The following is a 23433-nucleotide window of genomic DNA, read 5'->3' on the forward strand; positions in this document are numbered from 1 at the left end:
GCTAAAACGACGTCCCCGCCCGTTTCGGCTTCTTCTCCTCGACTTCGGCCTCGCGCGGCACCGGCACGATCCGCAGTGCCGTGATGCGGTTGCGCTCACGGCGCAGCACGCGGAACCGGAAACCGTGGAACGTGAAGCTCTGGCCGCGCTCCGGGATCGAGCGCGCCTCGTGGATCACGAGGCCCGCGATCGTGGTCGCCTCTTCGTCGGGCAGGTGCCAGTTCATGGCGCGGTTGAGATCGCGGATCGGCACCGAGCCGTCGACCACCACCGAGCCGTCGGGCTGGGCGCGGACGCCGGCCACCACCACGTCGTGCTCGTCGGAAATGTCGCCGACGATCTCCTCCAGAATATCCTCCAGCGTCACCATGCCTTCGACTTCGCCGTATTCGTCGACCACCAGCGCAAAGTGGGTCTTGCGGCGGCGGAAGGCCTTGAGCTGATCGGATACCGGGCGCATCTCCGGCACGAACCACGGCGGCAGCGCGATGGCCGCGACATCGATCCTGGAGGTATCGCCGTCGGCGGAGCGAATCGCGCGCAGCAGATCCTTGGCGTGCAGCACGCCGATGATGTTTTCCGGCTTGTCGCGCCACAGCGGTATCCTCGTGTATTCCGTGGCCAGCACCTCGCGCACCAGCTCATCGGCCGGAAGATCGGCGTTGAGCATCACCATCTCGGTGCGATGAACCATCACGTCGGAAACCTGCAACTCGCCAAAGCGGAAAACGTTCTGGATATACTCCGCCTCGCCCTCTTCCATCTCGCCATGCTCGGCCGACATCTCCACCAGTCCCCTGATCTCGACATCGGTCAGAATTTCCTGCTGCGAACCCTCCTTGACGCCCAGCACCCTAAGGATCGCGCGGGAAGCTGAATTGAGCATCCAGTTCAACGGGTAAAACAGCAGGAAGGAGACATAGAGAGGATAGGCGATCCATTGCGAGACCGGCACCGGTTCCCGAATGGCCAGGGTCTTCGGCACTTGTTCGCCAATAACAATGTGCAGCGAGGAGAACACGAGGAAGCCGACCATGAACGCTGTGAAATGAAGGGTCGAATCGGACATCCCGGCCCGGGTCAGAACCGGCTCCAGCAGCGCCGAAACCGTCGGTTCGCCCACCCAGCCGAGGCCGAGCGAGGCCATGGTGATGCCAAGCTGGCAGCAGGCGAGATAGGCTTCGATGTTCCCGAGCATCTGCTGCAGCAGGCGGGCGCCGAAGCGGTTCTGTTCCGCCATCGCGTTGATGCGAAAACCCCTGCTCTTGACCAGCGCGAACTCCGCGGCAACGTAGAATGCGTTGGCGGCGAGCAGGAAGACGGCAATCAGCAGATTGAAGATCGTCTCGGTCATTGCGGTCCCATGATAGCCCAACCCTGGGTTCGGTCGCGCTGAATCCCGGGCCAGATGCCAAATGCCATGCCGGTGCTTCGCGCTGCCTGGAACGCCCCTGGCGAGCCGGTTCGTGACGTGACGGTCAGTTCATCCATGGTGGGGCATGATCTTTCGGAAAGGACTATTTCCACTTTGCGGATCATGCTCCAAATCTTGATCTGGGTTCTGATTTAGGTCCTGCGCGACAGCTTCGCTTTCAGAAATTCGCGGACCAGCGCAGGTTCGACGTCGTTGGCAATCACGGCGCGGCCGACCGCCTCGATCAGAATGAAGGTGAGCCGGCCGCGCTTGACCTTCTTGTCCTGCGCCATCAGCGCCATCAGCGCGTCGGCGTCGGCGAGCCCCTCCTGGGCAAATCCGGCGATGTCCTGCAGACGGGTCGGCAGGCCGACCTCGGCAAGGTGACGTTCGACCCGCGTCGCCGCAGTGTCCGGGATCATCCCGAGCTGCGCGGAAAATTCCGCCGCCAGCACAATGCCGACGGCGACGCCCTCGCCATGGAACAGCCGGTCGGAAAAGCCGGTGGCGGCTTCCAGCGCGTGGCCGAAAGTATGGCCGAGGTTGAGCAGCGCCCGCTCGCCGGTTTCGCGTTCGTCGCGCGCCACGATCGCGGCCTTGGCGCGGCAGGATGTGGCGATCGCGTGCTCGCGCGCCGCACCGCCCGAGAAAATATCGGCGTGGTTGGCCTCGAGCCAGGAGAAGAACGCTTCGTCGCCGAGCACGCCGTATTTGGCGACTTCGGCATAGCCGGCGCGGAACTGGCGCGGCGATAATGTGTCGAGCACCGCGGTGTCGGCCACCACCAGCACCGGCTGGTGAAACGCGCCGAGCAGATTCTTCCCCTGCGGCGAGTTGATCCCGGTCTTGCCGCCGACGGAAGAATCGACCTGCGCCAGAAGCGAGGTCGGCACCTGCACGAAATCGACGCCGCGGCGCAGGATCGCGGCTGCGAAGCCCGCGAGATCGCCGACCACACCGCCGCCGAGCGCGACCACGAGATCGTTGCGCTCGATCTTCGCCGCGATCAGCGCCTCGCTCACCTTCTCGAGACCGGCATAGGTCTTCGAACCCTCGCCTTCCTCGACAATGACGTGCGAGGTAGCAATGCCGGCCTGCGCCAGTGACGCCGCAGCCTTGTCGAGCCAGTGTTTTGCGACATTACGGTCGGTGACGATGGCGGTACGCGCGCCGGGCCGCAGCGCGGCGACGCGGGCGCCCAGCGATTGCAGCACGTCGCGGCCGATGACGATGTCATAGGTGCGCTCGCCGAGCGAGACGTCGACGGTGACGGAATCGGAACGTTTCAAAGGCGCGGTCATGATGTGGCGCTCAATGCGTTCGGTGCTTGCCTGGGGCCGTCGCCGCACAACCAGACGTGCAGGGCATCGAGGCACTCGTCGACGATTTTTTCATGCGGGACGTCGCGCGACCAGATCGTCAGGTCGGCATGCCGATAGACCGGTTCGCGTTCCTCGATCAGCCGTCCGACGGTCGCCGCCGGATCCGCGGTTTGCAGCAGCGGGCGGTCGGCGCGGCGCTTCACCCGCTTCATGATGATGTCGGCATCGGCCTTGAGCCAGATCGAAACGGCCTTGTCGCGGATCCGGTTGCGGGTCTCCTCGCGCATGAACGCGCCGCCGCCGGTGGCGATCACGGCCGGACCGCTGTCGAGCAGCCGCGCGATCACCCGCGCCTCGCCGTCCCGGAAATGCGGCTCGCCGTGGGTTTCGAAAATGTCCGGTATCGACATCCCGGCCGCGGCCTCGATCTCGGTATCGGCGTCGAGGAACGGCAGACGCAGCCGCGCCGACAGCCGCCGCCCGATGGTGGATTTGCCGGCTCCCATCATGCCGACCAGCACGATCGACCGCGTTCCCAGCGCCGACATGATATCGGCCTCTTGGGAGGTGCCGGCGCCGGAAGGTGTGGCTGTCTCGGGCATCGAATGGCTCTTTCGCCGCAGGATAAGGCGGCGTTCCGCGCCACCTATACTACCCCCGCCGATACCGTTGCTAGTGTCCCGGTCCTAACATTCGCATCCCATTCCAGCGACCCCTGTTGCGAATGTCAGGATCGATGGACACTAGAAGAATATGATTCCAGTGCGGTTTTGGGATTTGACATTTGCTACGAGAACTCGCGGAAACACTGAGCGAATGCCAAATCCCCCGCACTGGCGAGACTTGCAACGAAGGGGCGAACATGTTGGTAGTCTGGCCCCCGATGATTTCAATGGTTAATTCGCCGCCTGAGGCTTGCTGATGCCCAGCCTGTTCCGCTTCCTGACGGTCGTCGCCATCATCGGCGGGATCGTCTATGGCGCGCTCTTCGCGCTGGCGAATTTCGTCAATCCGAAACCGCGGGAAATGACCGTTACCATCCCCGCAGACAGGTTCCTCAAGAAATAGGCGCCAGGGCCTTTTCGATTCGGATGGAATCGGAACCGGGCACCAGTCCTTTATCCTGCCGCGTTTTCTTTGCGCTAACCGGTGCCCACGTCGCTCGAAAACGCTATAGGGTGAGTGGATGCGTTCCAGCAAAACATCCGATGCCAAACTCATCAGCCTGTTCCTCGATATGCTGGCCGCGGAACAGGGCGCCGGCAACAACACGCTCGACGCGTATCGCCGCGATCTGACGGATTTCTCGGGATTCCTGGTCGGCAGCGGCAAGGGGTTTGCGTCGGTCGAAACCCAAATGCTGCGGGACTATCTCGCCGACCTTGACGCCCGCGGCTTCAAATCGTCGAGCGTGGCGCGGCGGCTGTCGGCGCTGCGGCATCTGTTCCGCTTCCTGCTCAACGAGCGGGTTCGCGGCGACGATCCCGCCGCCATTCTGGCCGGCCCGAAGCGCGGCCGCGGCCTGCCGAAAGTGCTGTCGATATCCGACGTCGACCGGCTGCTGGTGCACGCCAAATCGCTGACGGAGGCCCCGGAAGCCTCTGCGCTGCAGCGGCTTCGCGCGATGCGACTGTATTGCCTGCTGGAGGTGCTCTACGCCACCGGCTTGCGGGTATCGGAGCTGGTGTCGCTGCCGCTGTCGGCGTCGCGCCGCGACGCCCGCATGATCGTGGTGCGCGGCAAGGGCGACAAGGAACGGCTGGTGCCGCTGAACGAGGCTTCGCGGCAGGCGATGGCCGACTACCTCAAGGCGATGGAAGCGCTGAAGGGCGAGAAAAAGAAAAACGCGGCAGCCTCGAAATGGCTGTTTCCCTCGTTCGGCGAGAGCGGACATCTGACGCGGCAGCATTTCGCCCGCGACCTGAAGGAGCTTGCGGCATCGGCCGGACTGGCGCCGCGGCTGGTCAGCCCGCATGTGCTGCGTCACGCCTTCGCGAGCCATCTGCTGCACAACGGCGCCGACCTGCGCATCGTGCAGACGCTGCTCGGCCATACCGACATCTCGACCACGCAGATCTACACCCATGTGGTCGAGGAACGGCTGAAGAGCCTGGTGCGCGACCTGCATCCGCTGGCGGAGAAGTGAGGTCGCACTTTGCCGCCTTGACTTCGGCGCCTTCTCCCCCGAAACAGCGCCTTCAAGCCCGCGACACCTCGGCGCGCAATCGGTAGAACAGGCCTGATCCCGTCTCGGATTGCACGCTAAACAATTGAATATGCACGCGTTATTCGCGCGAACCGGAACCGCTTCGCTCTCAGGCGCGTTCGCCCCTATATTGATTTGATGCCGGATCACATGCGCTCTTATCTCGATTTCGAAAAGCCCGTCGCCGAACTCGAAGCCAAGGTCGATGAACTGCGCGCGCTGGCGGCGACCGGCAGCGACATTGGCGATGAGATTGCGAGAATCGAAGACAAGGCCGCCGAGGCGCTGAGCGACCTCTACGCCAACCTGACGCCGTGGCAGAAGACCCTGGTGGCGCGGCATCCGCAGCGGCCGCATTTCACCGATTTCGTCAATGCGCTGATTACCGAATTCACCCCGCTCGCCGGCGACCGCAAGTTCGGCGAGGACGAGGCGCTGATGGGCGGGTTCGGCCGCTTCCGCGGCGAAAGCATCTGCGTGATCGGCCAGGAAAAGGGCGCCACCACCGAATCCCGCATCAAGCATAATTTCGGCATGGCGCGGCCCGAGGGCTATCGCAAGGCCGTCCGGCTGATGGAAATGGCGGATCGATTCGGCATTCCCGTACTGTCGATCGTCGATTCCGCCGGCGCCTATCCCGGCATCGGCGCCGAGGAGCGCGGCCAGGCCGAGGCGATCGCGCGCTCCACCGACGCCTGCCTGTCGTTGGGGGTGCCCAATGTCGCGATCATCACCGGCGAAGGCATGTCGGGCGGCGCCATCGCGATCACGACGGCGAGCCGGGTGCTGATGTTCGAACACGCGATCTACAGCGTGATCTCGCCGGAGGCAGCGTCCTCGATCCTGTGGCGCGACGGCACCAAGGCGCAGGAAGCCGCCACCAGCATGAAGATCACGGCGCAGGACATGCTGCGCTTCGGCGTGATCGACCAGATCCTGAAGGAGCCTGCCGGCGGCGCGCATCGCGACTCCCAGGCCATGATCGCGGCCACCGGCGACGCCATCGAGCAGGCCCTGAACGACCTGCGCAATCTCGGCCCCGACATGATCCGCAAGCAGCGGCGCCAGAAATTCCTCGATATCGGCCGAAAATTGGCTTGAAAGCCTCATTTTGCAGGCAAGTTGCCCGCCAATGCGGCGGCACCATCGTCGACGCCCCGGCTTTTTCAAAATTCAGCCATTTTGGCCCCAATTAGGCCCAGACACCGATATTTAACCTCTGTTGACCATGCCTGACGGGGGACCCTCGGTTGGGCCGCCATCGGCTTGCGACCAGGAGGGCCAAAGGGTAGAATTTTACTCAATGGCTTCAGGGCATGGACGCTATGATTGGGGTGCGAAAATTGCCTGTTGGGTGTGGAGCTTTGCATTGATTTACCGCTCGCTGGTTCGCGCGCTTATCACCTCAGCCGCGCTCGCGGCCGGCGTGCTGCTGGCCGGCTGCAACAGCGATGAAATCTCGCTGGCGAACAACGCCAAAGCCAACCAGCCGGTCCCGCCCAAGCTGGTCGCCGACATGACGGCGAAGGACATGGACCTGCAGTCGCCGATGCTGGTCCGGATCTTCAAGCAGGAAGCCGAACTCGAGGTCTGGAAGCAGGATCGCTCCGGCCGCTTCGCGCTCCTGAAAACCTATCCGATCTGCCGCTGGTCGGGCGACCTCGGACCCAAGGTCCGCGAAGGCGACCGCCAGGCGCCGGAAGGCTTCTATTCGATCACGCCGGCGCAGATGAACCCGCAATCGTCCTTCTATCTGTCGTTCAATACCGGCTATCCCAACGCCTTCGACAAGGCGCTGGGACGCACCGGCTCGCAGCTGATGGTGCATGGCGACTGCTCGTCGCGCGGCTGCTACGCCATGACCGACGAGCAGATCGCGGAAATCTATTCGCTGGGACGGGAATCCTTCTTCGGCGGCCAGCGCGCGTTCCAGCTGCAGGCCTATCCGTTCAAGATGACGCCGATCAACATGGCGAAGCATCGCAACAACCCGAACATGCCGTTCTGGAAGATGATCAAGCAAGGCTACGATCACTTCGAGGTGACGCGGCAGGAGCCGAAGGTCGAGTTCTGCGAGAAGAAATACGTGTTCGACGCCACCAGGGCGCCGGATGCCAAGCGCGATCCGGTATTCGAGGCGTCGGCCAAATGCCCGGCCTATGCCATTCCGGAAGAAGTCGCCGACGCGGTCCGCGAAAAGCAGCAGCAGGATCAGGTCGAGATCGCCAAGCTGATTTCTCGGGGAACACCGGTCGCCCGGGCCAACCCCGGCATCGACGGCGGCATGCACCGGGTATTCGCCGCCAAGCTGCCCGATGGCTCCACCGGCCTGTCGGAAGGCGGCGATGGCCAGGGCCTGTCGCTGGCAGCGCTTTCCCGCGCGCCCGGCACCATTCCCGCCCACGTCAATCCGCCGCGCGGACCGGTTACCGCGCCACAAGAGCCGCTGGCGGCCTCGCTGGCGCCGGCTCCGGCAGCTGCGCCGGCCGCCACGACCCGGGTAGCGTCCGCGGCGCCGAACGACAAATCCGAGGGGTTCTTCTCCAGCCTGGCCCGCAAGGTCGGCCTCGGCGGGGCGGCGGATACCACCGCGACGGCGCAGCCGGTTCCGGCCAAGCCAAAGGTCATCGAGGCCAAGCGGCACGAGGCCGCGGCGCCGAAGGCCGCCCCCGCGCCGAAACCGGCCGATACCAAGCAGGCCGCCGCCAAGCCGGCACTGAAACCCTCGCTCTCGGATGCGGCCGCTGCCGTGCCTGCTCCGGCCGCGAAGGACGCCCAGGTCGCCGGCTCGCAGCCGATCGTGCCGGCGAATTCGTTCGACAGCCGCTTCTCGGCGGTGAAGTAAGCCTCGTCGTTCCGGCGAACGCCGGAACCCATAACCACCGATATCGGCGGTGGTTCAGATCGTTTCCCCAGCCTACTGCGACATTGACATCGGTGGTTATGGGTCCCGGCTCAAGGCCGGGACGACGGACGAACTAGTTTCGCTCACGCATAACGTCCGTGGCAGTGCTTGTACTTCTTGCCGCTTCCGCAGGGACAATCCTCGTTGCGGCCGATCTTGCCCCATGTCGCCGGGTTCTTGGGATCGCGGTCGGCGGTGGCCGCGGGCACCAGCGAGGCATTGGCGAACGCCATTTCGTCCTCGCCGGTATTCGGATTGACATGGTGCGCTTCCATCGGCGGCAGCGCCGGCTGCTGCTCTTCCGGCGGCACGATCTCGACGCGCATCAGTTGCGCCGTCACCGCCTCGCGCAAGTGCGCGATCATCGCCTCGAACAGGTTGAACGCTTCCGACTTGTACTCCTGCAACGGATCGCGCTGGCCGTAGCCGCGCAGGCCGATCACCTGGCGCAGATGGTCGAGCATCACCAGATGCTCGCGCCAGAGATGATCCAGCGTCTGCAACAGGATGGTCTTCTCGACGTAGCGCATCACGTCGGGACCCCATTGCGCCACCTTGGCCGCCATGTGCTCGTCGACACGCTGCTCGATGCGCGACAGCAATTCCTCGTCGGCGATGCCCTCTTCCTTGGCCCATTCGTCGACCGGAAGATCGATGTCGAGCACGCGCTTGAGTTCTTCCTTCAGCTCGGCGACGTGCCACTGCTCGGCATAGGCATGCTCGGGCACGTGCTTGGTGACGACGTCCTCGACGAAGGCGCGGCGCATGTCGGCCACCGTCTCGGCGACGCTGTCGTCCTTCATCAGGTCGACACGCTGGTCGAAGATCACCTTGCGCTGGTCGTTCTGGACGTTGTCGAACTTCAGCAGGTTCTTGCGGATGTCGAAGTTGCGGGCCTCGACCTTCTGCTGCGCCTTCTCCAGCGCCTTGTTGATCCAGGGATGGATGATGGCCTCGCCCTCTTTCAGGCCGAGCCGCGTCAGCATGCTGTCGAGCCGGTCGGACCCGAAGATCCGCATCAGATCGTCTTCCAGCGACAGGAAGAACTTCGAGCGCCCGGGGTCGCCCTGGCGGCCGGAGCGGCCGCGCAGCTGATTGTCGATGCGCCGGGATTCGTGGCGCTCGGAGCCGATGATGTAGAGCCCGCCCGGCTTGGTGACGGTCTTGGCCGGCTTGGAGCCCTTGGCGGGCTCGACCTCGACCACGTCTTCGGCCTTCAGCACGATGTCGCGGAAGCGTTCGACGTCGGCCTTGATCTGCTCGATCTTTTTTGCCTTCTCGGCCTCGTCGGTAATCCCTGCGGTCTCGTGCATGATCCGCATCTCGAGCGAACCGCCGAGCTTGATGTCGGTGCCGCGGCCCGCCATGTTGGTCGCGATCGTGATCGCGCCGGGGACGCCGGCCTCGGCGACGATATAGGCTTCCTGCTCGTGGAAACGCGCGTTCAGCACCGCAAACAGCTTTGCGGGTTTTCCCGCGCGCGCGGCAGCGTAAAGCTTTTCCATCGCGTTTTCGTTGCCGAAATCGATCTGCTTGTAGCCGTGGCTCTTCAGATAGTCGGCCAGCACCTCGGATTTTTCGATCGAGGCGGTGCCGACCAGCACCGGCTGCAGCCTTGCATTGGCGCGCTCCACCTCGGCCAGGATCGCGGCGTATTTCTCGGTCTGGGTGCGATAGACCTCGTCGTCCTCGTCGAGACGCGCCACCGGGACGTTGGTCGGGATTTCCACGACTTCGAGCTTGTAGATATCGAACAGTTCGTCGGCTTCGGTCAGCGCCGTGCCGGTCATGCCCGAGAGCTTTTCGTACATCCGGAAATAGTTCTGGAACGTGATCGAGGCCAGCGTCTGGTTTTCCGGCTGGACCTGAACGTGTTCCTTGGCTTCCAGCGCCTGGTGCAGGCCTTCGGAATAGCGCCGGCCCTGCATCATGCGGCCGGTGAACTCGTCGATGATGATGACCTCGTCGTCGCGGACGATGTAGTCCTTGTCGCGCGTGAACAGCGAATGCGCGCGCAGCGCCTGGTTGATGTGGTGCACGACCGAGACGTTCTCGACGTCGTAGAGCGACTCGCCCTTGAGCTGGCCGGCGTCGCGCAGCAGGACCTCGATTTTCTCCATGCCGGCTTCGGTCAAGGTCACGGTGCGCTGCTTCTCGTCGACCTCGAAATCGGTGGCCTTGTCGAGTTTCGGCAGGAAAGTGTCGATGGTGTTGTAGAATTCCGAGCGGTCGTCGAGCGGGCCGGAAATGATCAGCGGCGTGCGCGCCTCGTCGATCAGGATCGAATCGACTTCGTCGACGATGGCGTAGGAGTGACCGCGCTGGACCATGTCCTCGAGCCGGTACTTCATGTTGTCGCGCAGGTAATCGAAACCGTATTCGTTGTTGGTGCCGTAGGTGATGTCGCAGGCGTAGGAATTCTTGCGTTCGCCGTCATCCAGCCCGTGGACGATCACGCCGACGGTGAGCCCGAGGAAGTTGTAGATCTGCCCCATCCATTCGGAGTCGCGCTTGGCGAGGTAGTCGTTGACGGTGACGACGTGGACGCCCTTGCCGGCCAGCGCGTTGAGATAGACCGCCAGCGTCGCCACCAGCGTCTTGCCTTCGCCGGTCTTCATCTCGGCGATGTCGCCCTCGTGCAGCACCATGCCGCCGATCAGCTGGACGTCGAAATGGCGCTGGCCGAGCGTGCGCTTGGCCGCCTCGCGCACTGTGGCGAACGCCGGGACCAGGATGTCGTCGAGCGTCTTGCCGTCTGCGAGCTGGGCGCGGAATTCGGTGGTGCGGGCCTTCAGCGCCTCGTCGGACAGCGCCGCTACTTCGGGCTCCAGCGCGTTGATGGCATTGACGCGGGACTGATATCCCTTAACCCGCCGGTCGTTGGCGGAGCCGAAAAACTTGCGGGCGAGCGCGCCGATCATGCCAAATTCCTGTTCTTGCCGTTCTGCATTGCAGCCGTAACGTGGTCCACCAGGTTGCCTATCAACTCACCGTGACACGCTGCGGCAAAGTCCCCGATCCGGGGATCATCCGCCCAATGAGTGGGAATTAAGCAAGTCAAGGTTCAACGGCCAAAAACGCAGCAAAATAAGCGCTATCGCCATTGACACGATTGGGGAGAGATATGGCTGGGCCAGGGCCTTGTCAACGTGGCCCATATGTCAAGGAATTCATCATTTTGACAGACTTTTCGCGTTGCCAAGGCCCCACGATTGGGCGAGTGTCCCGCCGCCCAAAGCCCCATCTCAATAAGGATTTTGCATGACCTTCCCGTTCCCGGAAACGAAAACCGGCCTGCGCCTCGGCTTTGCCTCGGCCGCCATGACCGGCTGTCTCGCCGTGGTGCTGCTCGCCGGTTTCCCGGTACGGGCGCAGGACGCCAACCCGGTGCTCGCCAAGGTCAACGGCGTCGAGATCCGCCAGAGCGACGTTGCTCTCGCCGAGGAAGAACTCGGACCCAGCCTCGCGCAGATGGACCCGGCGACCAAGAAGGACAACGTGCTGGCCTTCCTGATCGACATGAAGATCGTCGCCAAGGCCGCCGAGGACAAGAAGGTCGAAAACAACGAGGACTTCAAGAAGCGGCTGGCGTTTACCCGCAACCGGCTCCTGATGGACAGCCTGCTGGCGACCGAAGGCAAGGCCGCGACCACCGACGATGCCATGAAGAAGGTCTATGAGGACGCCGCCAAGCAGATTACCGCTGAGCAGGAAGTCCACGCCCGGCACATCCTGGTCGAGAGCGAGGACGATGCCAAGGCGATCGCCGCGGAGCTGAAGAAGGGTGCCGACTTCGCCGAGCTCGCCAAGAAGAAATCCAAGGATCCCGGCGCGTCGGACGGCGGCGATCTCGGCTTCTTCACCAAGGATCAGATGGTGCCGGAATTCTCCGCGGTCGCCTTCACGCTGGAGCCCGGCAAGACCTCCGATCCCGTCAAGTCGCAGTTCGGCTGGCACATCATCAAGGTCGAGGAAAAGCGCAACCGCCAAGCCCCGGCGTTCGAGCAGGTCAAGCCCCAGATCGAGACCTATGTGACGCGCAAGGCGCAGGCGGAATACGTGGCGAAGCTGCGCGAAGCCGCCAAGATCGAGCGCTTGGACAAGCCCGCCGACGCCGCCAAGACCGAGGCCAAGCCGGAAGATTCCAAGATGGCGCCCCCGGCGAAGAAGTGACGAAGTCATCCCGGGGCGATGCATAGCATCGAACCCGGGATCTCGAGATTCCCCGGTGCGCAATTGCGCACCTGAGGTCTGGTCCTTCGGACCATCCCGGAATGACGGCGGTCAACAATAGCCTGCGATGGTTATGGGCCCCGGCCTTCGCCGGGGCGACATCGTTTGTGCGGTGTGCAGAGCACCCCTCTCCCACCATCGCCACGAAGGTGATACAGAGCGCTTCCCTCCCCGAAAGCCGGAAGCCTCCGATGTCCTCTGCCGTCTCGCCGCTAGCCCCGACCAACGTCCCCGACATGCCCGTGATCGCGGGCGTGAGGCTCGCGACCGCCGCCGCGGGGATCCGCTACAAGGGCCGCACCGACGTGCTGCTCGCCGTGATGGACAAGGGCACCACGGTGGCCGGCGTCTTCACCCAATCGAAGTGCCCGTCGGCGCCGGTGGAATGGTGCCGGGCGAAACTTGGGCGAGGCGGGGCCCGCGCGCTGGTGGTGAATTCCGGCAATGCCAACGCCTTCACCGGCAAGACCGGACGGCAGGCCACCACGCTGACGGCCTCGATTGCCGCCAAGGCTGTGGCATGCAGCCCCAATGAAGTGTTTCTCGCCTCGACCGGCGTGATCGGCGAACCGCTGGATGCCACGAAATTCGACGGCGTGCTCGGCACGCTGGCCGGGCAAGCCGTTCCGGGCGAATGGATGGGCGCGGCCAGGGCGATCATGACCACCGACACCTTCCCGAAGGTCGCGACCGCGACGGTGAAGCTCGGGAAGGCAAAGGTCACCATCAACGGCATGGCCAAGGGCGCCGGCATGATCGCGCCCGACATGGCGACCATGCTGGCGTTCGTGTTCACCGACGCGCCGCTTTCAGCGAGCGCGCTGCAATCGCTGTTGAAGAGCGGCGTCGAAGACACTTTCAATGCCGTCACCATCGACGGCGACACCTCGACGTCGGACACGCTGCTGGCGTTCGCCACCGGAGCCGCGGCGGCCGGCGGCGCACCCAAAATCAGCCGCGCCAGCGACCCCCGCCTGAAGGCCTTCACCAAGGCGTTCCACGCCGTGCTCGCCGATCTCGCCGAGCAGGTGGCCCGCGACGGCGAAGGCGCACGCAAGCTGGTCGAGATTGTCGTCGAAGGGGCGACCACGAAGGCCTCGGCGCGGAAAATCGCAATGTCGGTGGCGAATTCGCCGCTGGTGAAGACCGCGATCGCCGGCGAGGACGCCAACTGGGGCCGCGTGGTGATGGCGGTCGGCAAGGCCGGCGAACCGGCCAACCGCGACAAGCTCTCGATCTCGTTCAACGGCATCCGCGTCGCCAGACACGGCGCCCGCGATCCGTCCTATGACGAGGCGGAGGTCTCGGCGGCGATGAAGAATCCGAAGATCCAGATCAGGATCGCGCTCGGCCTCGGCAAGGGCCGCGACCGCGTGCTGACCTGCGACCTCACCAAGGAATATGTCGCGATCAACGGCGATTACCGGTCGTAGCGGAATCGGCCAGTCGCTTGCTGCCCATGCTTCGAGACGCTCGCGTCGCTCGCTCCTCAGCATGAGGTCGGTGTGTTTCAACAAGTGGAACCCTCATCCTGAGGATGACCACCAACGGGTCGCGCGAACGCGCGCCCGATGGTGGCCGTCTCGAAGGATGGGCAGCAATACCGATGTGCGATTGCAGTACTAGCCGCTGATGCGCGCCTCGGCGACGGCCTTCTGGAACAGCGCGTTCATCGCCTCCGAGATGCCCTGGGTCGGGCTGACCTCGAAGAACAGGCCGGGCGAGGCGCAGCTCGCCATGTTGTTCGCGATCTCGCTGTTCGGCGAGGGGCCGTAGGGCCCGACATTGAACGGCGCAATCCATTTATTGTACCAGGAGTTGGTCGGCAGCGCGAGGTAGGTGGTGTACAGCACCGCGATCTTGATGCCGCGGTTCTTGATGGTGGTGCAGAGCGCCGGATTGAGCGGCGATTGGCAGCGCCCGCCGGTGGTCGGCTTGAGGCAGCTCGTATTGTATTCGTCGGCGACGCCGTCGGAGACGAAGAACAGGTATTTCAGCGGCGCCGAGGACGTGCCGGCTCCCGGCGCGCTGACCGCGCTGTTGATCTGGGGGAAGATAGCCGTGAAGTTGGTATCCTGGTCGTTGTTCTCGTTCTGGCCGTTGACGGTCATCAGATCGATGTTGCCGGCGGCCGCCTTGGCGCTCGACAAACTCGACGACAGATTAAACAGGGCCCGCAATCCGGCCGTGCCGGCCGAGGCGCCGAAATCATAGATCGCCATCCGGAACTGGCTCGAATAGGTCTGCGTCGCCGAGGCGGTATCCATCAGTTGCTGGGTCGCGGTGCGCAGCACGTCGATCCGGGTGGTGACGCCGAGCTTCTTTGCGAGCTTGTAATAGTTCTTGTTGTCGTTGAGGTCATGACACGCGAATGCACACTTGTCCGACGTATTGGCGACCATCGTCGCCACATCGGCCGGGGTGGCCCCCACGCCCATCGACGGCGAATTATCGAGCAACAGGTAGAAATCGATATAGAGCGGCATCTTGGCGGTAGCGGTGGAACTGCCGGTGACCGTCATCGCGCTTTTGCCCATGACGCCGAGAAACATGGTCGGCACATTGGCGGAGAACTGCACCGTCGAGGTGACCACGCTGCCGGTCTTGGTCACGACCGGCGTCATGTTGTTGAGCGTGTAACCGGTCACTCCCGACATGTTGCCGTTGAAGATATTGTTCGCATCGGTCACGCCAGCCGAAATCGGACCGTCCGACGTCATGGTGCCCGCGGCAATGAAGGCCGGCGACTGTTTTGCGACCGATCCGACGCTGGCGGCGTCGACCGCGGCCTGCAGTTTGGCGCGAAGCTGCGTGGCCCTGGAGTAATCGACCGCGCAACCGACGGCCGACAGGATCGGCATCAGCGCGAGCGTGAAGATCACCGCGATATTGCCGGACTTGTCGCGGCGAAAGCGGCCGATTTCACCAAGGAGCGCGCGCATGGAGATGTCCTGACTGTCTAAAACTCTCCTAAAATCCTAGCGGCGGCGGATTAAGTATTGGCTTATTGCGACCGCGAAACGAGGCGCCGAACAAACAGGTTGGCGGTGCGCCGTTTGGTGGTTAATGAAATGCCTCCGAATGGTTCGTAAAAATACCGAAGGCGTCCGCGGCGCATGGCTGACATCAAGCTAACCCTCGTGGTCGCCTGCGCGCTGGTCGATACCGACAAGCGCGTGCTGATCGCCCAGCGCCCGGAAGGCAAGGCGCTTGCCGGCCTGTGGGAATTTCCCGGCGGCAAGCTCGAGCCCGGCGAGCGGCCGGAACAGACGCTGATCCGCGAACTGCACGAGGAAATCGGCATCACCGTGAAGGAAGCCTGCCTCGCACCGCTCACCTTCGCCAGCCACGCCTATGACAGCTTTCACCTGCTGATGCCGCTCTACATCTGCCGGCGCTGGGAAGGCGACGTGATCGCGCGCGAGGGCCAGAAACTCGCCTGGGTCCGCGCCAACAAACTGCGCGACTACCCGATGCCGCCGGCGGACATTCCGCTAATCCCGCATTTGATCGATCTGCTGATGTGAGAAGGTCTTCATCCTTCCCTGGAGGGGCGCCACAGTCAAAACTGTCGTCGCCCGGCTTGACCGGGCGATCCAGTACGCCGCGGCTTCTCGTTCATCTCAAACGTCTCTGGAATACTGGGTCGCCCGGTCAAGCCGGGCGATGACGGCGGTGTGTGTGTGTGCGCGCGAGCGATGCACGCTGAAACATCGTCTTCAAATTTCAAACACCGAGCGGGCAGGGCCTGGACTAAAATCGCGAAAACAACCCCATGCAAAGTAGAGAAGACCCCGGCTCGCGGTACTCGGATACGCCGACCAATGCCGGGTCATTCGGGCGCAAGCCGCTTCACCGCTTCCGCCAGGCTCGCCTTCGCCGATCCCGGCTTCAGCGGTTGCTGCTGGCTTGCATGCGGCGCCCAGCCTGACAGCCAGATCACATCGAACGTCGCACGAATACGGCCGTCGGAATCCGCAAAACGTTCGCCGTAGATCTGCGCCATCCGCAACAGCGTGGCGCGGCGGGTCGGCGTCCGCCGCCGCTCGACCAGGATATTGGTCGCGCCCATCCGCCTGAGATCGGCCATCAGCGCGAACGCGCTGTCGTAGCGCACCACTGTTCGGTCGACATCGGTGACCGGCAGCGCGAAGCCTGTCCGCTGCAGCAACGCGCCGATCTCGCGCAGGTCGGCGAACGGCGCCACGCGAGGCGACACGCCGCCTTCGCATTCGGCTTCCGCGGCAGCGAAAGACTGCCGCAGCTCGGTCAGCGTATCGCCGCCGATCATCGCCGCCAGCAACAGCCCGTCGGGCTTCAATGCGCGGCGGATCTGCGCCAGCACGCCCGGCAGGTCGTTGACGAATTGAAGCGCGAGGGCGGATACAGCAAGGTCGAGCGATTCCGGCGACAGCGGCAGCGGCTCGGTTTCAAGGTCCGGCAGCGCGACGCGCGTGAGCTGGTCCACGCGCCCGGCCAAAGCGTTGCGGAGCTGATCGCCCTCGGTGCCGATGTCTGCCGCCGTCCTGAATTCCCGCAGCACCGCATGCAACCGCTCCGCCGCATCCTCGGCGACGCGGTCGAGCAGAAACGTCGCGGGCGCGTCACGCAGCGCCCGCCTGCGCCGGGCGTGCAGCAGGGCGCGATCGAACAGGATGGGGGCTGTGGCCGGGCTCGGGGTCATGCAGGGGTTGGTACGCCGGTCCCCCCGCTTCTGGCAATCCGGCATACTTGCCGGCACGCTTGAGCGCCGCGCACGGCGGCGCTAGCCTTGCCAGCCATGGAGGCTGAGGCACCCCGATCGCGGTCGATCTCCACGCATCTGCGCGGGGCGCTGAACGCGTGCCGCGGCGCCTGGGCGCTGACCTCGCGGCTCGCACTCGATATCGCGCTGCCGACGCTGTGCGTCGCCTGCCGCGAGCCGGTCGATGGCGAAGGCGTCTGCGCACAATGCTGGGCCAAATTGTCGTTCATCGCGCCGCCTTTTTGCCCGCGGCTCGGCATTCCCTTCGTCTACGATCCCGGACCGGACCTGTTGTCGATGGAGGCGATCGCCAATCCGCCGGCCTATGCGCGCGCCCGCGCCGCGGTGCGCTATGACGACGTCGCGCGCACGCTGGTGCATGCGCTTAAATACCAGGACCGCACCGATCTCGCCCCCGCCATGGGCCGCTGGATGGCGCGGGCCGGCCATGAACTGCTCGGCGAAGCCGATGTCATGGTTCCGGTGCCGCTGCATTGGCGGCGGGGCTGGAGCCGGCGCTACAACCAGTCCGGCGCGCTGGCGCGGGTGATCGAACGGCAAACCGGCGTCAAGGTAGCTGCCGAGGCGCTGCGGCGGGTGCGGCCGACCCAGCAGCAGATCGGCCTGTCGCGGGCGCAGCGCGCCAGCAACGTCCAGGGCGCCTTCAAGGTCGCCGCCGAGCGCAGCGCCGACATTCAGGGCCGCCGCGTGATCCTGATCGACGATGTCCTGACATCAGGGGCGACGGCCGACGCCTGCGCGCGGGCGTTGTTGCGCGCCAAAGCGGCAGCGGTCGACGTGCTGGTATTCGCCCGGGTTGTCGACAGCCACAAAGCTCCCATATAATCAGCTACTTCTAATCAGATAGCTGCAAACACAGGGCACCAAATGGCCGCTGCGATCGAAATCTTCACCCGCCCGGGCTGCGGCTATTGCACCGCCGCCAAATCGCTGCTGACGCGAAAAAAAGCCGCGTTCACCGAGCACGATGTCGCCGTCGATCCGGCGCTTCGCCAGCAAATGTGGGATCGCGCCGGCATGGGCGCGACGTTTCCGCAGATTTTCATCGGCGATACCCATGTCGGCGGTTGCGACGAGCTTTACGCCCTCGACCGCGCGGGCAGGCTCGATTCGTTGCTCGCGGGCGAAAAGGCCATTTGATGAGCGCCGATCAAACCTTCACCGCCGCCATGGTGCAGATGCGCACCGGGCTGTTGCCGGGGCCAAGCCTCGAACAGGCCACCCAACTGATTCGCGAGGCCGCAGCAGAGGGTGCGGACTATGTGCAGACCCCCGAGGTCAGCAACATGATGCAACTGAACCGCAAGGCGCTGTTCGAGCATCTCGCCGCCGAGGAAGACGACCTGTCGCTGAAGGCCTATCGCGCGCTCGCGGCGGAGCTGAAAATTCATCTCCATGTCGGCTCGCTGGCGCTGCGCTTCTCGCCCGAGAAGGCCGTCAACCGCTCGTTCCTGATCGGCCCGGACGGCATGGTGCTGGCGAGCTACGACAAGATCCACATGTTCGACATCGATCTGCCCGGCGGCGAGAGCTATCGCGAATCCGCCAACTATCAGCCGGGCGAGACCGCGGTGATCTCGGACCTGCCCTGGGGCCGGATCGGGCTGACGATCTGTTACGACCTGCGCTTCCCGGCGCTGTATCGCGCGCTGGCCGAAAGCGGCGCCTCGTTCCTCACCGTGCCGTCCGCCTTCACCAGGAAGACCGGCGAGGCGCATTGGCATACGCTGTTGCGCGCCCGCGCCATCGAGACCGGCTGCTTCGTGTTCGCAGCAGCCCAGGCCGGAATGCACGAGAACAAGCGCGAGACCTACGGCCACTCGCTGATCATCGACCCCTGGGGCGAGATCCTCGCCGAAGGCGGCGTCGAGCCCGGCGTGTTCATGGCGAAGATCGACCCCGCCAGGGTCGAGACTGCACGGAAAGCCGTGCCGTCGCTGCAGCATGGCCGGCGCTTTGGCATCGCCGATCCCAAGGCCGGTCCCGAGCATCTGCATTTGGTACGGGGATCGGCATGATCCGGTACAACCTGCGCTGCGACAAGGGCCATGCCTTCGAGAGCTGGTTCCAGAGCTCATCGGCCTATGAGAGCCAGGAGAAGCGCAAGCTGGTGAATTGTCCGGCCTGCGGCTCGGCCAAGGTCGAGCGCGCGATCATGGCCCCGCAAATCGTCAGCAAGAAGGGCCGGGAAAGCGCGCCGCCCGCGCCTGCCCCCACCGAGGTCGCCGCCCCCGCATCGACACCCCTTTTGATGGCGCAGGAACGCGAGCTGCGCGCCAAGCTCAAGGAATTGCGCGACCATATCGTCAAGAACGCCGACAATGTCGGCGAGCGTTTTCCCAACGAGGCGCGCAAGATGCACTACGGCGATATCGAGCACCGCCCGATCTACGGCGAGGCCTCGCCGGAGGAAGCCCGCTCCCTGATCGAGGAAGGCGTCGAGGTGTCGCCGCTGCCGGTGCTGCCGGACGACCGGAATTGACTTCAACCAGCGAGCCTCCGAGGCCCTCATGGTGAGGAGCGCGACTTCGCGCGTCTCGAAGCATGAAAGCCCCGCTGCATCCATCCTTCGAGACGCTTGCTTCGCAAGCTCCTCAGGATGAGGACCGCTAAACCGCCACCAATAGCGCGACCCCGATCACGATCAGCACGATGCCGGAAAGCTCGCGCGCCGACAGCGGCTGCTTGAATGAATAATACGATACGCCTTGCGCGAACAGCACCTCGACCAGCGCCAGCGTGCGCACATTGGCCGCCGCCGTCAGCGCGAACGCCAGGAACCAGAACTGCGAGGCGAACGCACCCATGAAGCCCGCCAGGACAGAGGGCTTCCACAGACCGAATATTTTCCGGAGCACGTCGGGCGCGCGCGCCAGCAGATAGATCGTCAGCACCAGGGTCTGCACGAACAGCCCCCATACCAGCGTATAGGATGCGGCGGTCACGAACGAGACGCCGGGCACGGTGATGATGGCGCCGCGAAAACCGATCGCCGACAGCGCGAAGAAGGCCGCGGCGACCAGGCCGGTGATGGTCGGCTTCAATTCGGCGAAACCCTTTTCGCCGCCCGGCCGCAGCGCGGTGATGACGACGCCGACGGTGGCGATCAGTATCGCGATCACTTTCAGCACGGTGAGGTGATCGCCGAGAAAGACGAAGCCGAAGATCGCGGTCTGGATCGCCTCGGTCTTGATGTACGCCGTGGTCACCACGAAGGAGCGGGCGTTCATCGCCAGCAGCATCAACGCCGTGGCGGCGATCTGGCTCAGCGCGCCCAGCAGCAGCCACGGCCAGAATACCGCAGGCGGCCACGGCACGGCATCGCCGGTCGCCGCGATCACCACCGCGAAGAACAGGATCGAGAACGGAAAGCCGAACAGGAAGCGGATATTGGTGGCGCCCCAGGTGCCGAGCGGCCCGGTCAGCTGCCGCTGCATCGCATTGCGCGCGACCTGGCCCAGCGCCGCGGTGATGGTGAAGGGAATCCAGAGCGTGGCGATGGAGAACATGGGGGATGAGACTACCGGCTGGAAATGGCGGCCACCGTGCCGGGCGAGAGAGATGCGGTCAACCTAGGTTATTGCATGCGACCTACACCACATCGTCGTCCCTGCGAACGCAGGGACGACGAGAGTTACAGCCCCTCCGCCACCACCATGTAGTTGACGTCCATGTCGGACGACAGGCTCCATTTGTCGGCGAACGGGCTGTAGACCACGCCGGCCTGTTCGGTGATGGCGAGCTTGTTGTTGTGAAGGTGGTGGGCGAGCTCGTCGGGGGTGACGAACTTGTCCCATTGATGGGTGCCGCGCGGCAGCCAGCGCAGCACGTATTCCGCGCCGACGATGGCGAGCGCAAAGCTCTTCCAGTTGCGGTTCAGGGTCGAGAGCACCATCATGCCGCCGGGCTTGAGCATCGCCGCACAGCGGTTCAGGAACATGCCGACATCGCTGACATGCTCGACCACTTCCATCGCCAGCACGATGTCGAAGCGCTCGCGCGCGTCCATCTCCTCGACTGACGTGCAGCGGTAATCGATCGACAGATGCCCCTTGTCGGCATGCAGCTTCGCCGCCGCGATGTTGCTGGCGGACGGATCGACGCCGATCACCTGGGCGCCGAGCCGGGTGAACGGCTCGCACAACAGGCCGGCGCCGCAGCCGATATCGAGGATGCGCAGCCCGGACAGGCAGTTCAGGCTCTTGACGTTGCGCTCGAACTTGCGGCAGGCGGCGTCGCGGATATAGGTCAGCCGCAGCGGATTGATCTTGTGCAACGGCGCCATCTTGCCGTTGGGGTCCCACCATTCGTTGGACAGTTTCGAGAATTTCGCGATCTCGGCGGGGTCGACGGTGGACCCGGGCGCCGCGGCTGCGGAAAGATTGGCAGGATCAGGATTCTGTTGCATGGCCATGGACTGCGCGTCGCTCCTATCGCGCGGTGATGCTGTTACGGAATTTGAGCGGCGAAGCAATGGCGGAGATGGTCTCCTCGCCCTCGCCGACGCCGTGAACGGTGACATCGCCATAATTGAGGATGCGGCCGAGGATGCTCTGGTCGACATCGACGCTCTCGACCTTGTCCAGGCTCATTTCGAATGTCTTTCGGGTGATGAACCCGGTCTTGTGGACGATCCGCAGATTGGTGACGTCGGTCTCGGTGGTCCAGCGGTGGAACCAGGCCTTGGCGGTCCAGTACAGCGCCATGAGCGCCACCACGGCCGAGGCCGACAGGCACAGCAGCACGATGCCTTCGGTGGTGGTGGTCCGCGACAGGAAGAACAGGATGATGGCCGCGACCCAGGCCGCCATCGCCGGCAAATAGAACATCCAGTGCGCGTTGGTCGAATACAGCACCTTCTCGCCGGGCTGCAGGATTTCGTCGATATAACGCCCCATACGCTGGCCTCAATCACCCCTGAAACGCTGCATTCCGTGCCAATCCGGGGATCCCCGGAACCCGGTTGCTTGCCCGCAACCGCGCCGCTATGTATACGCGCCTTTTGGCGGGCGCGCTCCGGTTTTGCGCGCCGGCCACCATACTCAACCTCTCAGGGAATGCACCAGTCGTCATGGGCCGCCTCGTGATGAAATTCGGCGGCACATCCGTCGCCAATATCGACCGTATCCGCAACGTCGCCCGCCATGTGAAGCGCGAGGTCGACGCCGGCCATGACGTCGCCGTGGTGGTTTCCGCGATGGCCGGCAAGACCAACGAGCTGGTGGACTGGTGCCGCGAGGCGTCTCCCATGCACGACGCGCGCGAATACGACGCCGTGGTGGCCTCGGGCGAACAGGTCACCGCCGGGCTATTGGCGATCGCGCTGCAGGCGCTCGGCATCCAGGCGCGCTCCTGGCAGGGCTGGCAGATCCCGATTCGGACCAGCGACGCCCACGCCTCGGCCCGGATTCTGGAGATCGACGGCTCCGAGATCATCGGCCGCTTCAAGGACCGCAAGGAGGTCGCCGTGGTGGCGGGCTTCCAGGGCATCAACCCGCAGACCAACCGAATCACCACGCTCGGCCGCGGCGGTTCCGATACCTCGGCGGTGGCGATCGCGGCCGCGATCCACGCCGACCGCTGCGATATCTATACCGACGTCGACGGCGTCTACACCACCGACCCGCGCGTGGTTCCAAAGGCGCGCAGGCTGGACAAGATCGCGTTCGAGGACATGCTGGAACTGGCCTCGCAGGGCGCCAAGGTGCTGCAGGTCCGCTCGGTGGAACTCGGCATGGTGCACAACATACCCGTGTTCGTCCGTTCCAGCTTCGACAAGCCCGAGGATATCGACCCGCACGCCAATCAGCCGCCGGGCACGCTGATCTGCAGCGAGGAGGAAATCATGGAAAGCCACGTCGTCACCGGAATCGCCTTTTCCAAGGACGAAGCCCAGATCTCCGTCCGCCAGATCGAGGACAAGCCGGGCGTCGCCGCCGCGATCTTCGGGCCGCTGGCGGATGCCAATATCAACGTCGACATGATCGTGCAGAACGTCTCCGAGGACGGCAAGACCACCGACCTCACCTTCACGGTGCCGGCCTCGGACTACAACCGCGCCAAGGACACCATTACCGCGGCCAAGGGCAAGATCGGCTACGCGCGGCTCGACAGCGCCACCGACGTCGCCAAGGTCTCGGTGATCGGCAGCGGCATGCGCAGCCATGCCGGCGTCGCGGCGATGGCGTTCAAGGCGCTGTCCGAGCGCAACATCAACATCCGCGCCATCACCACCTCCGAAATCAAGTTTTCGGTGCTGATCGACGCCGCCTACACCGAGCTGGCGGTACGCACGCTGCACACGCTCTACGGGCTCGACCAGGTTTAGAAAAATCTTCCCTTTTGCAGGGCGCATGATCTGGTCGCCAAACCGCTGACGCTTTGGCGGATCCCGCGCTTAGCGGGCGCAGCATGGGACTGACAGGGACGTTATCGGCTCTGGCAGGCGTTTTGCTTGGCAAAACAAGCCTCAATTCGCTATACGGCCAGACAGGTGGGCTGCCGCAAACTGTGCCACAGTTTTAGCGACGCTGATTCGGCCGGTTTCGGACCTTGCGGCGCCGCCGAATGAATAAAATTGTTGTTATT

21 protein-coding genes are annotated in these 23433 nt (G+C 64.3%); 12 read left to right on the plus strand and 9 right to left on the minus strand.

Features of this window, described 5'->3' with window-relative positions:
• Position 1: 1 nt before the first annotated feature.
• The 3 genes from KMZ68_RS25130 to KMZ68_RS25140 form a co-directional block, all read right to left on the minus strand.
• Complete coding sequence (locus tag KMZ68_RS25130; RefSeq protein WP_215613779.1) at positions 2–1354, minus strand: hemolysin family protein; 1353 nt, start codon at positions 1352–1354, stop codon at positions 2–4.
• 212 nt (positions 1355–1566) lie between these two features.
• On the minus strand, positions 1567–2715 hold the full coding sequence (gene aroB / locus KMZ68_RS25135) for a 3-dehydroquinate synthase (RefSeq protein ID WP_215613780.1): 1149 nt from the start codon (positions 2713–2715) through the stop codon (positions 1567–1569).
• On the minus strand, positions 2712–3338 hold the full coding sequence (locus KMZ68_RS25140) for a shikimate kinase (RefSeq protein ID WP_215613781.1): 627 nt from the start codon (positions 3336–3338) through the stop codon (positions 2712–2714). Before KMZ68_RS25140 ends, aroB begins: the two co-directional genes overlap by 4 nt.
• A gap of 319 nt (positions 3339–3657) precedes the next feature.
• Between KMZ68_RS25140 and KMZ68_RS25145 the strand changes: the two genes are divergently transcribed.
• The 4 genes from KMZ68_RS25145 (at position 3658) to KMZ68_RS25160 (ending at position 7787) form a co-directional block, all read left to right on the plus strand.
• A complete protein-coding gene (locus KMZ68_RS25145; protein ID WP_215603997.1) occupies positions 3658–3804 on the plus strand; it encodes a histidine kinase in 147 nt (48 codons plus the stop codon).
• Between the two features lie 118 nt (positions 3805–3922).
• Complete coding sequence (gene xerD, locus KMZ68_RS25150) at positions 3923–4882, plus strand: site-specific tyrosine recombinase XerD (RefSeq protein ID WP_215613782.1); 960 nt, start codon at positions 3923–3925, stop codon at positions 4880–4882.
• Between the two features lie 198 nt (positions 4883–5080).
• Complete coding sequence (locus KMZ68_RS25155; RefSeq protein ID WP_215613783.1) at positions 5081–6043, plus strand: acetyl-CoA carboxylase carboxyltransferase subunit alpha; 963 nt, start codon at positions 5081–5083, stop codon at positions 6041–6043.
• Positions 6044–6311: 268 nt separating this feature from the next.
• Positions 6312–7787 (plus strand): L,D-transpeptidase family protein, encoded by a 1476-nt coding sequence (locus tag KMZ68_RS25160; RefSeq protein ID WP_215613784.1) that lies wholly within the window; start codon positions 6312–6314, stop codon positions 7785–7787.
• A gap of 143 nt (positions 7788–7930) precedes the next feature.
• Here the strand turns inward: KMZ68_RS25160 and secA are convergent, their stop codons facing one another.
• The gene (gene secA, locus KMZ68_RS25165; protein WP_215613785.1) at positions 7931–10768 is read right to left on the minus strand and encodes a preprotein translocase subunit SecA; all 2838 of its coding nucleotides are present in this window, start codon (positions 10766–10768) and stop codon (positions 7931–7933) included.
• A gap of 340 nt (positions 10769–11108) precedes the next feature.
• Here secA and KMZ68_RS25170 point away from each other — a divergent pair, with 340 nt between their 5' ends.
• Together KMZ68_RS25170 and argJ are read left to right on the plus strand one after the other, a co-directional pair.
• A complete protein-coding gene (locus KMZ68_RS25170) occupies positions 11109–12020 on the plus strand; it encodes a peptidylprolyl isomerase (RefSeq protein ID WP_215613786.1) in 912 nt (303 codons plus the stop codon).
• Between the two features lie 251 nt (positions 12021–12271).
• Positions 12272–13513 (plus strand): bifunctional glutamate N-acetyltransferase/amino-acid acetyltransferase ArgJ, encoded by a 1242-nt coding sequence (argJ, locus tag KMZ68_RS25175; protein ID WP_215613787.1) that lies wholly within the window; start codon positions 12272–12274, stop codon positions 13511–13513.
• A 189-nt stretch (positions 13514–13702) separates the two neighbouring features.
• Here the strand turns inward: argJ and KMZ68_RS25180 are convergent, their stop codons facing one another.
• Positions 13703–15022, minus strand: a complete 1320-nt coding sequence (locus KMZ68_RS25180; RefSeq protein WP_215613788.1) for a TadE/TadG family type IV pilus assembly protein — start codon at positions 15020–15022, stop codon at positions 13703–13705.
• A gap of 174 nt (positions 15023–15196) precedes the next feature.
• Between KMZ68_RS25180 and mutT the strand changes: the two genes are divergently transcribed.
• Entirely contained in the window at positions 15197–15607 is a 411-nt protein-coding gene (mutT, locus tag KMZ68_RS25185) for an 8-oxo-dGTP diphosphatase MutT (RefSeq protein WP_215613789.1), read from the plus strand.
• A gap of 305 nt (positions 15608–15912) precedes the next feature.
• Here mutT and KMZ68_RS25190 read toward each other — a convergent pair whose 3' ends face one another.
• Positions 15913–16764: a methyltransferase domain-containing protein gene (locus KMZ68_RS25190; protein WP_215613790.1), complete on the minus strand. Its 852-nt coding sequence runs from the start codon at positions 16762–16764 to the stop codon at positions 15913–15915.
• Positions 16765–16860: 96 nt separating this feature from the next.
• On the opposite strand from KMZ68_RS25190, the gene KMZ68_RS25195 reads away from it, so the two are divergent.
• From KMZ68_RS25195 to KMZ68_RS25210, 4 genes are read left to right on the plus strand one after another with little or no spacing between them, the layout of a single operon-like run.
• A complete protein-coding gene (locus tag KMZ68_RS25195; protein WP_215613791.1) occupies positions 16861–17670 on the plus strand; it encodes a ComF family protein in 810 nt (269 codons plus the stop codon).
• A 42-nt stretch (positions 17671–17712) separates the two neighbouring features.
• Complete coding sequence (gene grxC / locus KMZ68_RS25200) at positions 17713–17985, plus strand: glutaredoxin 3 (protein ID WP_215613792.1); 273 nt, start codon at positions 17713–17715, stop codon at positions 17983–17985.
• Positions 17985–18863 (plus strand): carbon-nitrogen hydrolase family protein, encoded by an 879-nt coding sequence (locus KMZ68_RS25205; protein WP_215613793.1) that lies wholly within the window; start codon positions 17985–17987, stop codon positions 18861–18863. Before grxC ends, KMZ68_RS25205 begins: the two co-directional genes overlap by 1 nt.
• Positions 18860–19327 carry a DUF1178 family protein gene (locus KMZ68_RS25210; protein ID WP_215613794.1) on the plus strand — a complete coding sequence of 156 codons (468 nt, stop codon included), beginning with the start codon at positions 18860–18862 and terminating at the stop codon, positions 19325–19327. Before KMZ68_RS25205 ends, KMZ68_RS25210 begins: the two co-directional genes overlap by 4 nt.
• 127 nt (positions 19328–19454) lie before the next feature.
• Here KMZ68_RS25210 and KMZ68_RS25215 read toward each other — a convergent pair whose 3' ends face one another.
• The 3 genes from KMZ68_RS25215 to KMZ68_RS25225 form a co-directional block, all read right to left on the minus strand.
• Positions 19455–20354 carry a DMT family transporter gene (locus KMZ68_RS25215; protein WP_215613795.1) on the minus strand — a complete coding sequence of 300 codons (900 nt, stop codon included), beginning with the start codon at positions 20352–20354 and terminating at the stop codon, positions 19455–19457.
• A gap of 125 nt (positions 20355–20479) precedes the next feature.
• Positions 20480–21259 (minus strand): bifunctional 2-polyprenyl-6-hydroxyphenol methylase/3-demethylubiquinol 3-O-methyltransferase UbiG, encoded by a 780-nt coding sequence (gene ubiG, locus KMZ68_RS25220; protein ID WP_215613796.1) that lies wholly within the window; start codon positions 21257–21259, stop codon positions 20480–20482.
• Between the two features lie 16 nt (positions 21260–21275).
• Positions 21276–21743, minus strand: coding sequence for a PH domain-containing protein (locus KMZ68_RS25225; protein ID WP_215613797.1), 468 nt, complete (start codon positions 21741–21743; stop codon positions 21276–21278).
• A gap of 173 nt (positions 21744–21916) precedes the next feature.
• Between KMZ68_RS25225 and KMZ68_RS25230 the strand changes: the two genes are divergently transcribed.
• Entirely contained in the window at positions 21917–23173 is a 1257-nt protein-coding gene (locus tag KMZ68_RS25230) for an aspartate kinase (protein WP_215613798.1), read from the plus strand.
• Positions 23174–23433: the final 260 nt, after the last annotated feature.

Origin of the sequence: Bradyrhizobium sediminis, assembly GCF_018736105.1 — a bacterium.
In the GTDB taxonomy this organism is placed as follows: domain Bacteria; phylum Pseudomonadota; class Alphaproteobacteria; order Rhizobiales; family Xanthobacteraceae; genus Bradyrhizobium.

Excerpts from the sequence above, each read along its gene's own strand:
- ubiG (WP_215613796.1), bottom strand. The coding sequence starts at position 21,259 with ATGGCCATGCAACAGAATCCTGATCCTGCCAATCTTTCCGCAGCCGCG.
- KMZ68_RS25205 (WP_215613793.1), top strand. The coding sequence starts at position 17,985 with ATGAGCGCCGATCAAACCTTCACCGCCGCCATGGTGCAGATGCGCACC.
- KMZ68_RS25130 (WP_215613779.1), bottom strand. The coding sequence starts at position 1,354 with ATGACCGAGACGATCTTCAATCTGCTGATTGCCGTCTTCCTGCTCGCC.
- KMZ68_RS25170 (WP_215613786.1), top strand. The coding sequence starts at position 11,109 with ATGACCTTCCCGTTCCCGGAAACGAAAACCGGCCTGCGCCTCGGCTTT.
- grxC (WP_215613792.1), top strand. The coding sequence starts at position 17,713 with ATGGCCGCTGCGATCGAAATCTTCACCCGCCCGGGCTGCGGCTATTGC.
- secA (WP_215613785.1), bottom strand. The coding sequence starts at position 10,768 with ATGATCGGCGCGCTCGCCCGCAAGTTTTTCGGCTCCGCCAACGACCGG.
- xerD (WP_215613782.1), top strand. The coding sequence starts at position 3,923 with ATGCGTTCCAGCAAAACATCCGATGCCAAACTCATCAGCCTGTTCCTC.
- argJ (WP_215613787.1), top strand. The coding sequence starts at position 12,272 with ATGTCCTCTGCCGTCTCGCCGCTAGCCCCGACCAACGTCCCCGACATG.
- KMZ68_RS25215 (WP_215613795.1), bottom strand. The coding sequence starts at position 20,354 with ATGTTCTCCATCGCCACGCTCTGGATTCCCTTCACCATCACCGCGGCG.
- KMZ68_RS25195 (WP_215613791.1), top strand. The coding sequence starts at position 16,861 with ATGGAGGCTGAGGCACCCCGATCGCGGTCGATCTCCACGCATCTGCGC.
- KMZ68_RS25180 (WP_215613788.1), bottom strand. The coding sequence starts at position 15,022 with ATGCGCGCGCTCCTTGGTGAAATCGGCCGCTTTCGCCGCGACAAGTCC.
- KMZ68_RS25155 (WP_215613783.1), top strand. The coding sequence starts at position 5,081 with ATGCCGGATCACATGCGCTCTTATCTCGATTTCGAAAAGCCCGTCGCC.
- KMZ68_RS25145 (WP_215603997.1), top strand. The coding sequence starts at position 3,658 with ATGCCCAGCCTGTTCCGCTTCCTGACGGTCGTCGCCATCATCGGCGGG.
- KMZ68_RS25140 (WP_215613781.1), bottom strand. The coding sequence starts at position 3,338 with ATGCCCGAGACAGCCACACCTTCCGGCGCCGGCACCTCCCAAGAGGCC.
- KMZ68_RS25190 (WP_215613790.1), bottom strand. The coding sequence starts at position 16,764 with ATGACCCCGAGCCCGGCCACAGCCCCCATCCTGTTCGATCGCGCCCTG.
- KMZ68_RS25230 (WP_215613798.1), top strand. The coding sequence starts at position 21,917 with ATGGGCCGCCTCGTGATGAAATTCGGCGGCACATCCGTCGCCAATATC.
- KMZ68_RS25210 (WP_215613794.1), top strand. The coding sequence starts at position 18,860 with ATGATCCGGTACAACCTGCGCTGCGACAAGGGCCATGCCTTCGAGAGC.
- mutT (WP_215613789.1), top strand. The coding sequence starts at position 15,197 with ATGGCTGACATCAAGCTAACCCTCGTGGTCGCCTGCGCGCTGGTCGAT.
- KMZ68_RS25225 (WP_215613797.1), bottom strand. The coding sequence starts at position 21,743 with ATGGGGCGTTATATCGACGAAATCCTGCAGCCCGGCGAGAAGGTGCTG.
- aroB (WP_215613780.1), bottom strand. The coding sequence starts at position 2,715 with ATGACCGCGCCTTTGAAACGTTCCGATTCCGTCACCGTCGACGTCTCG.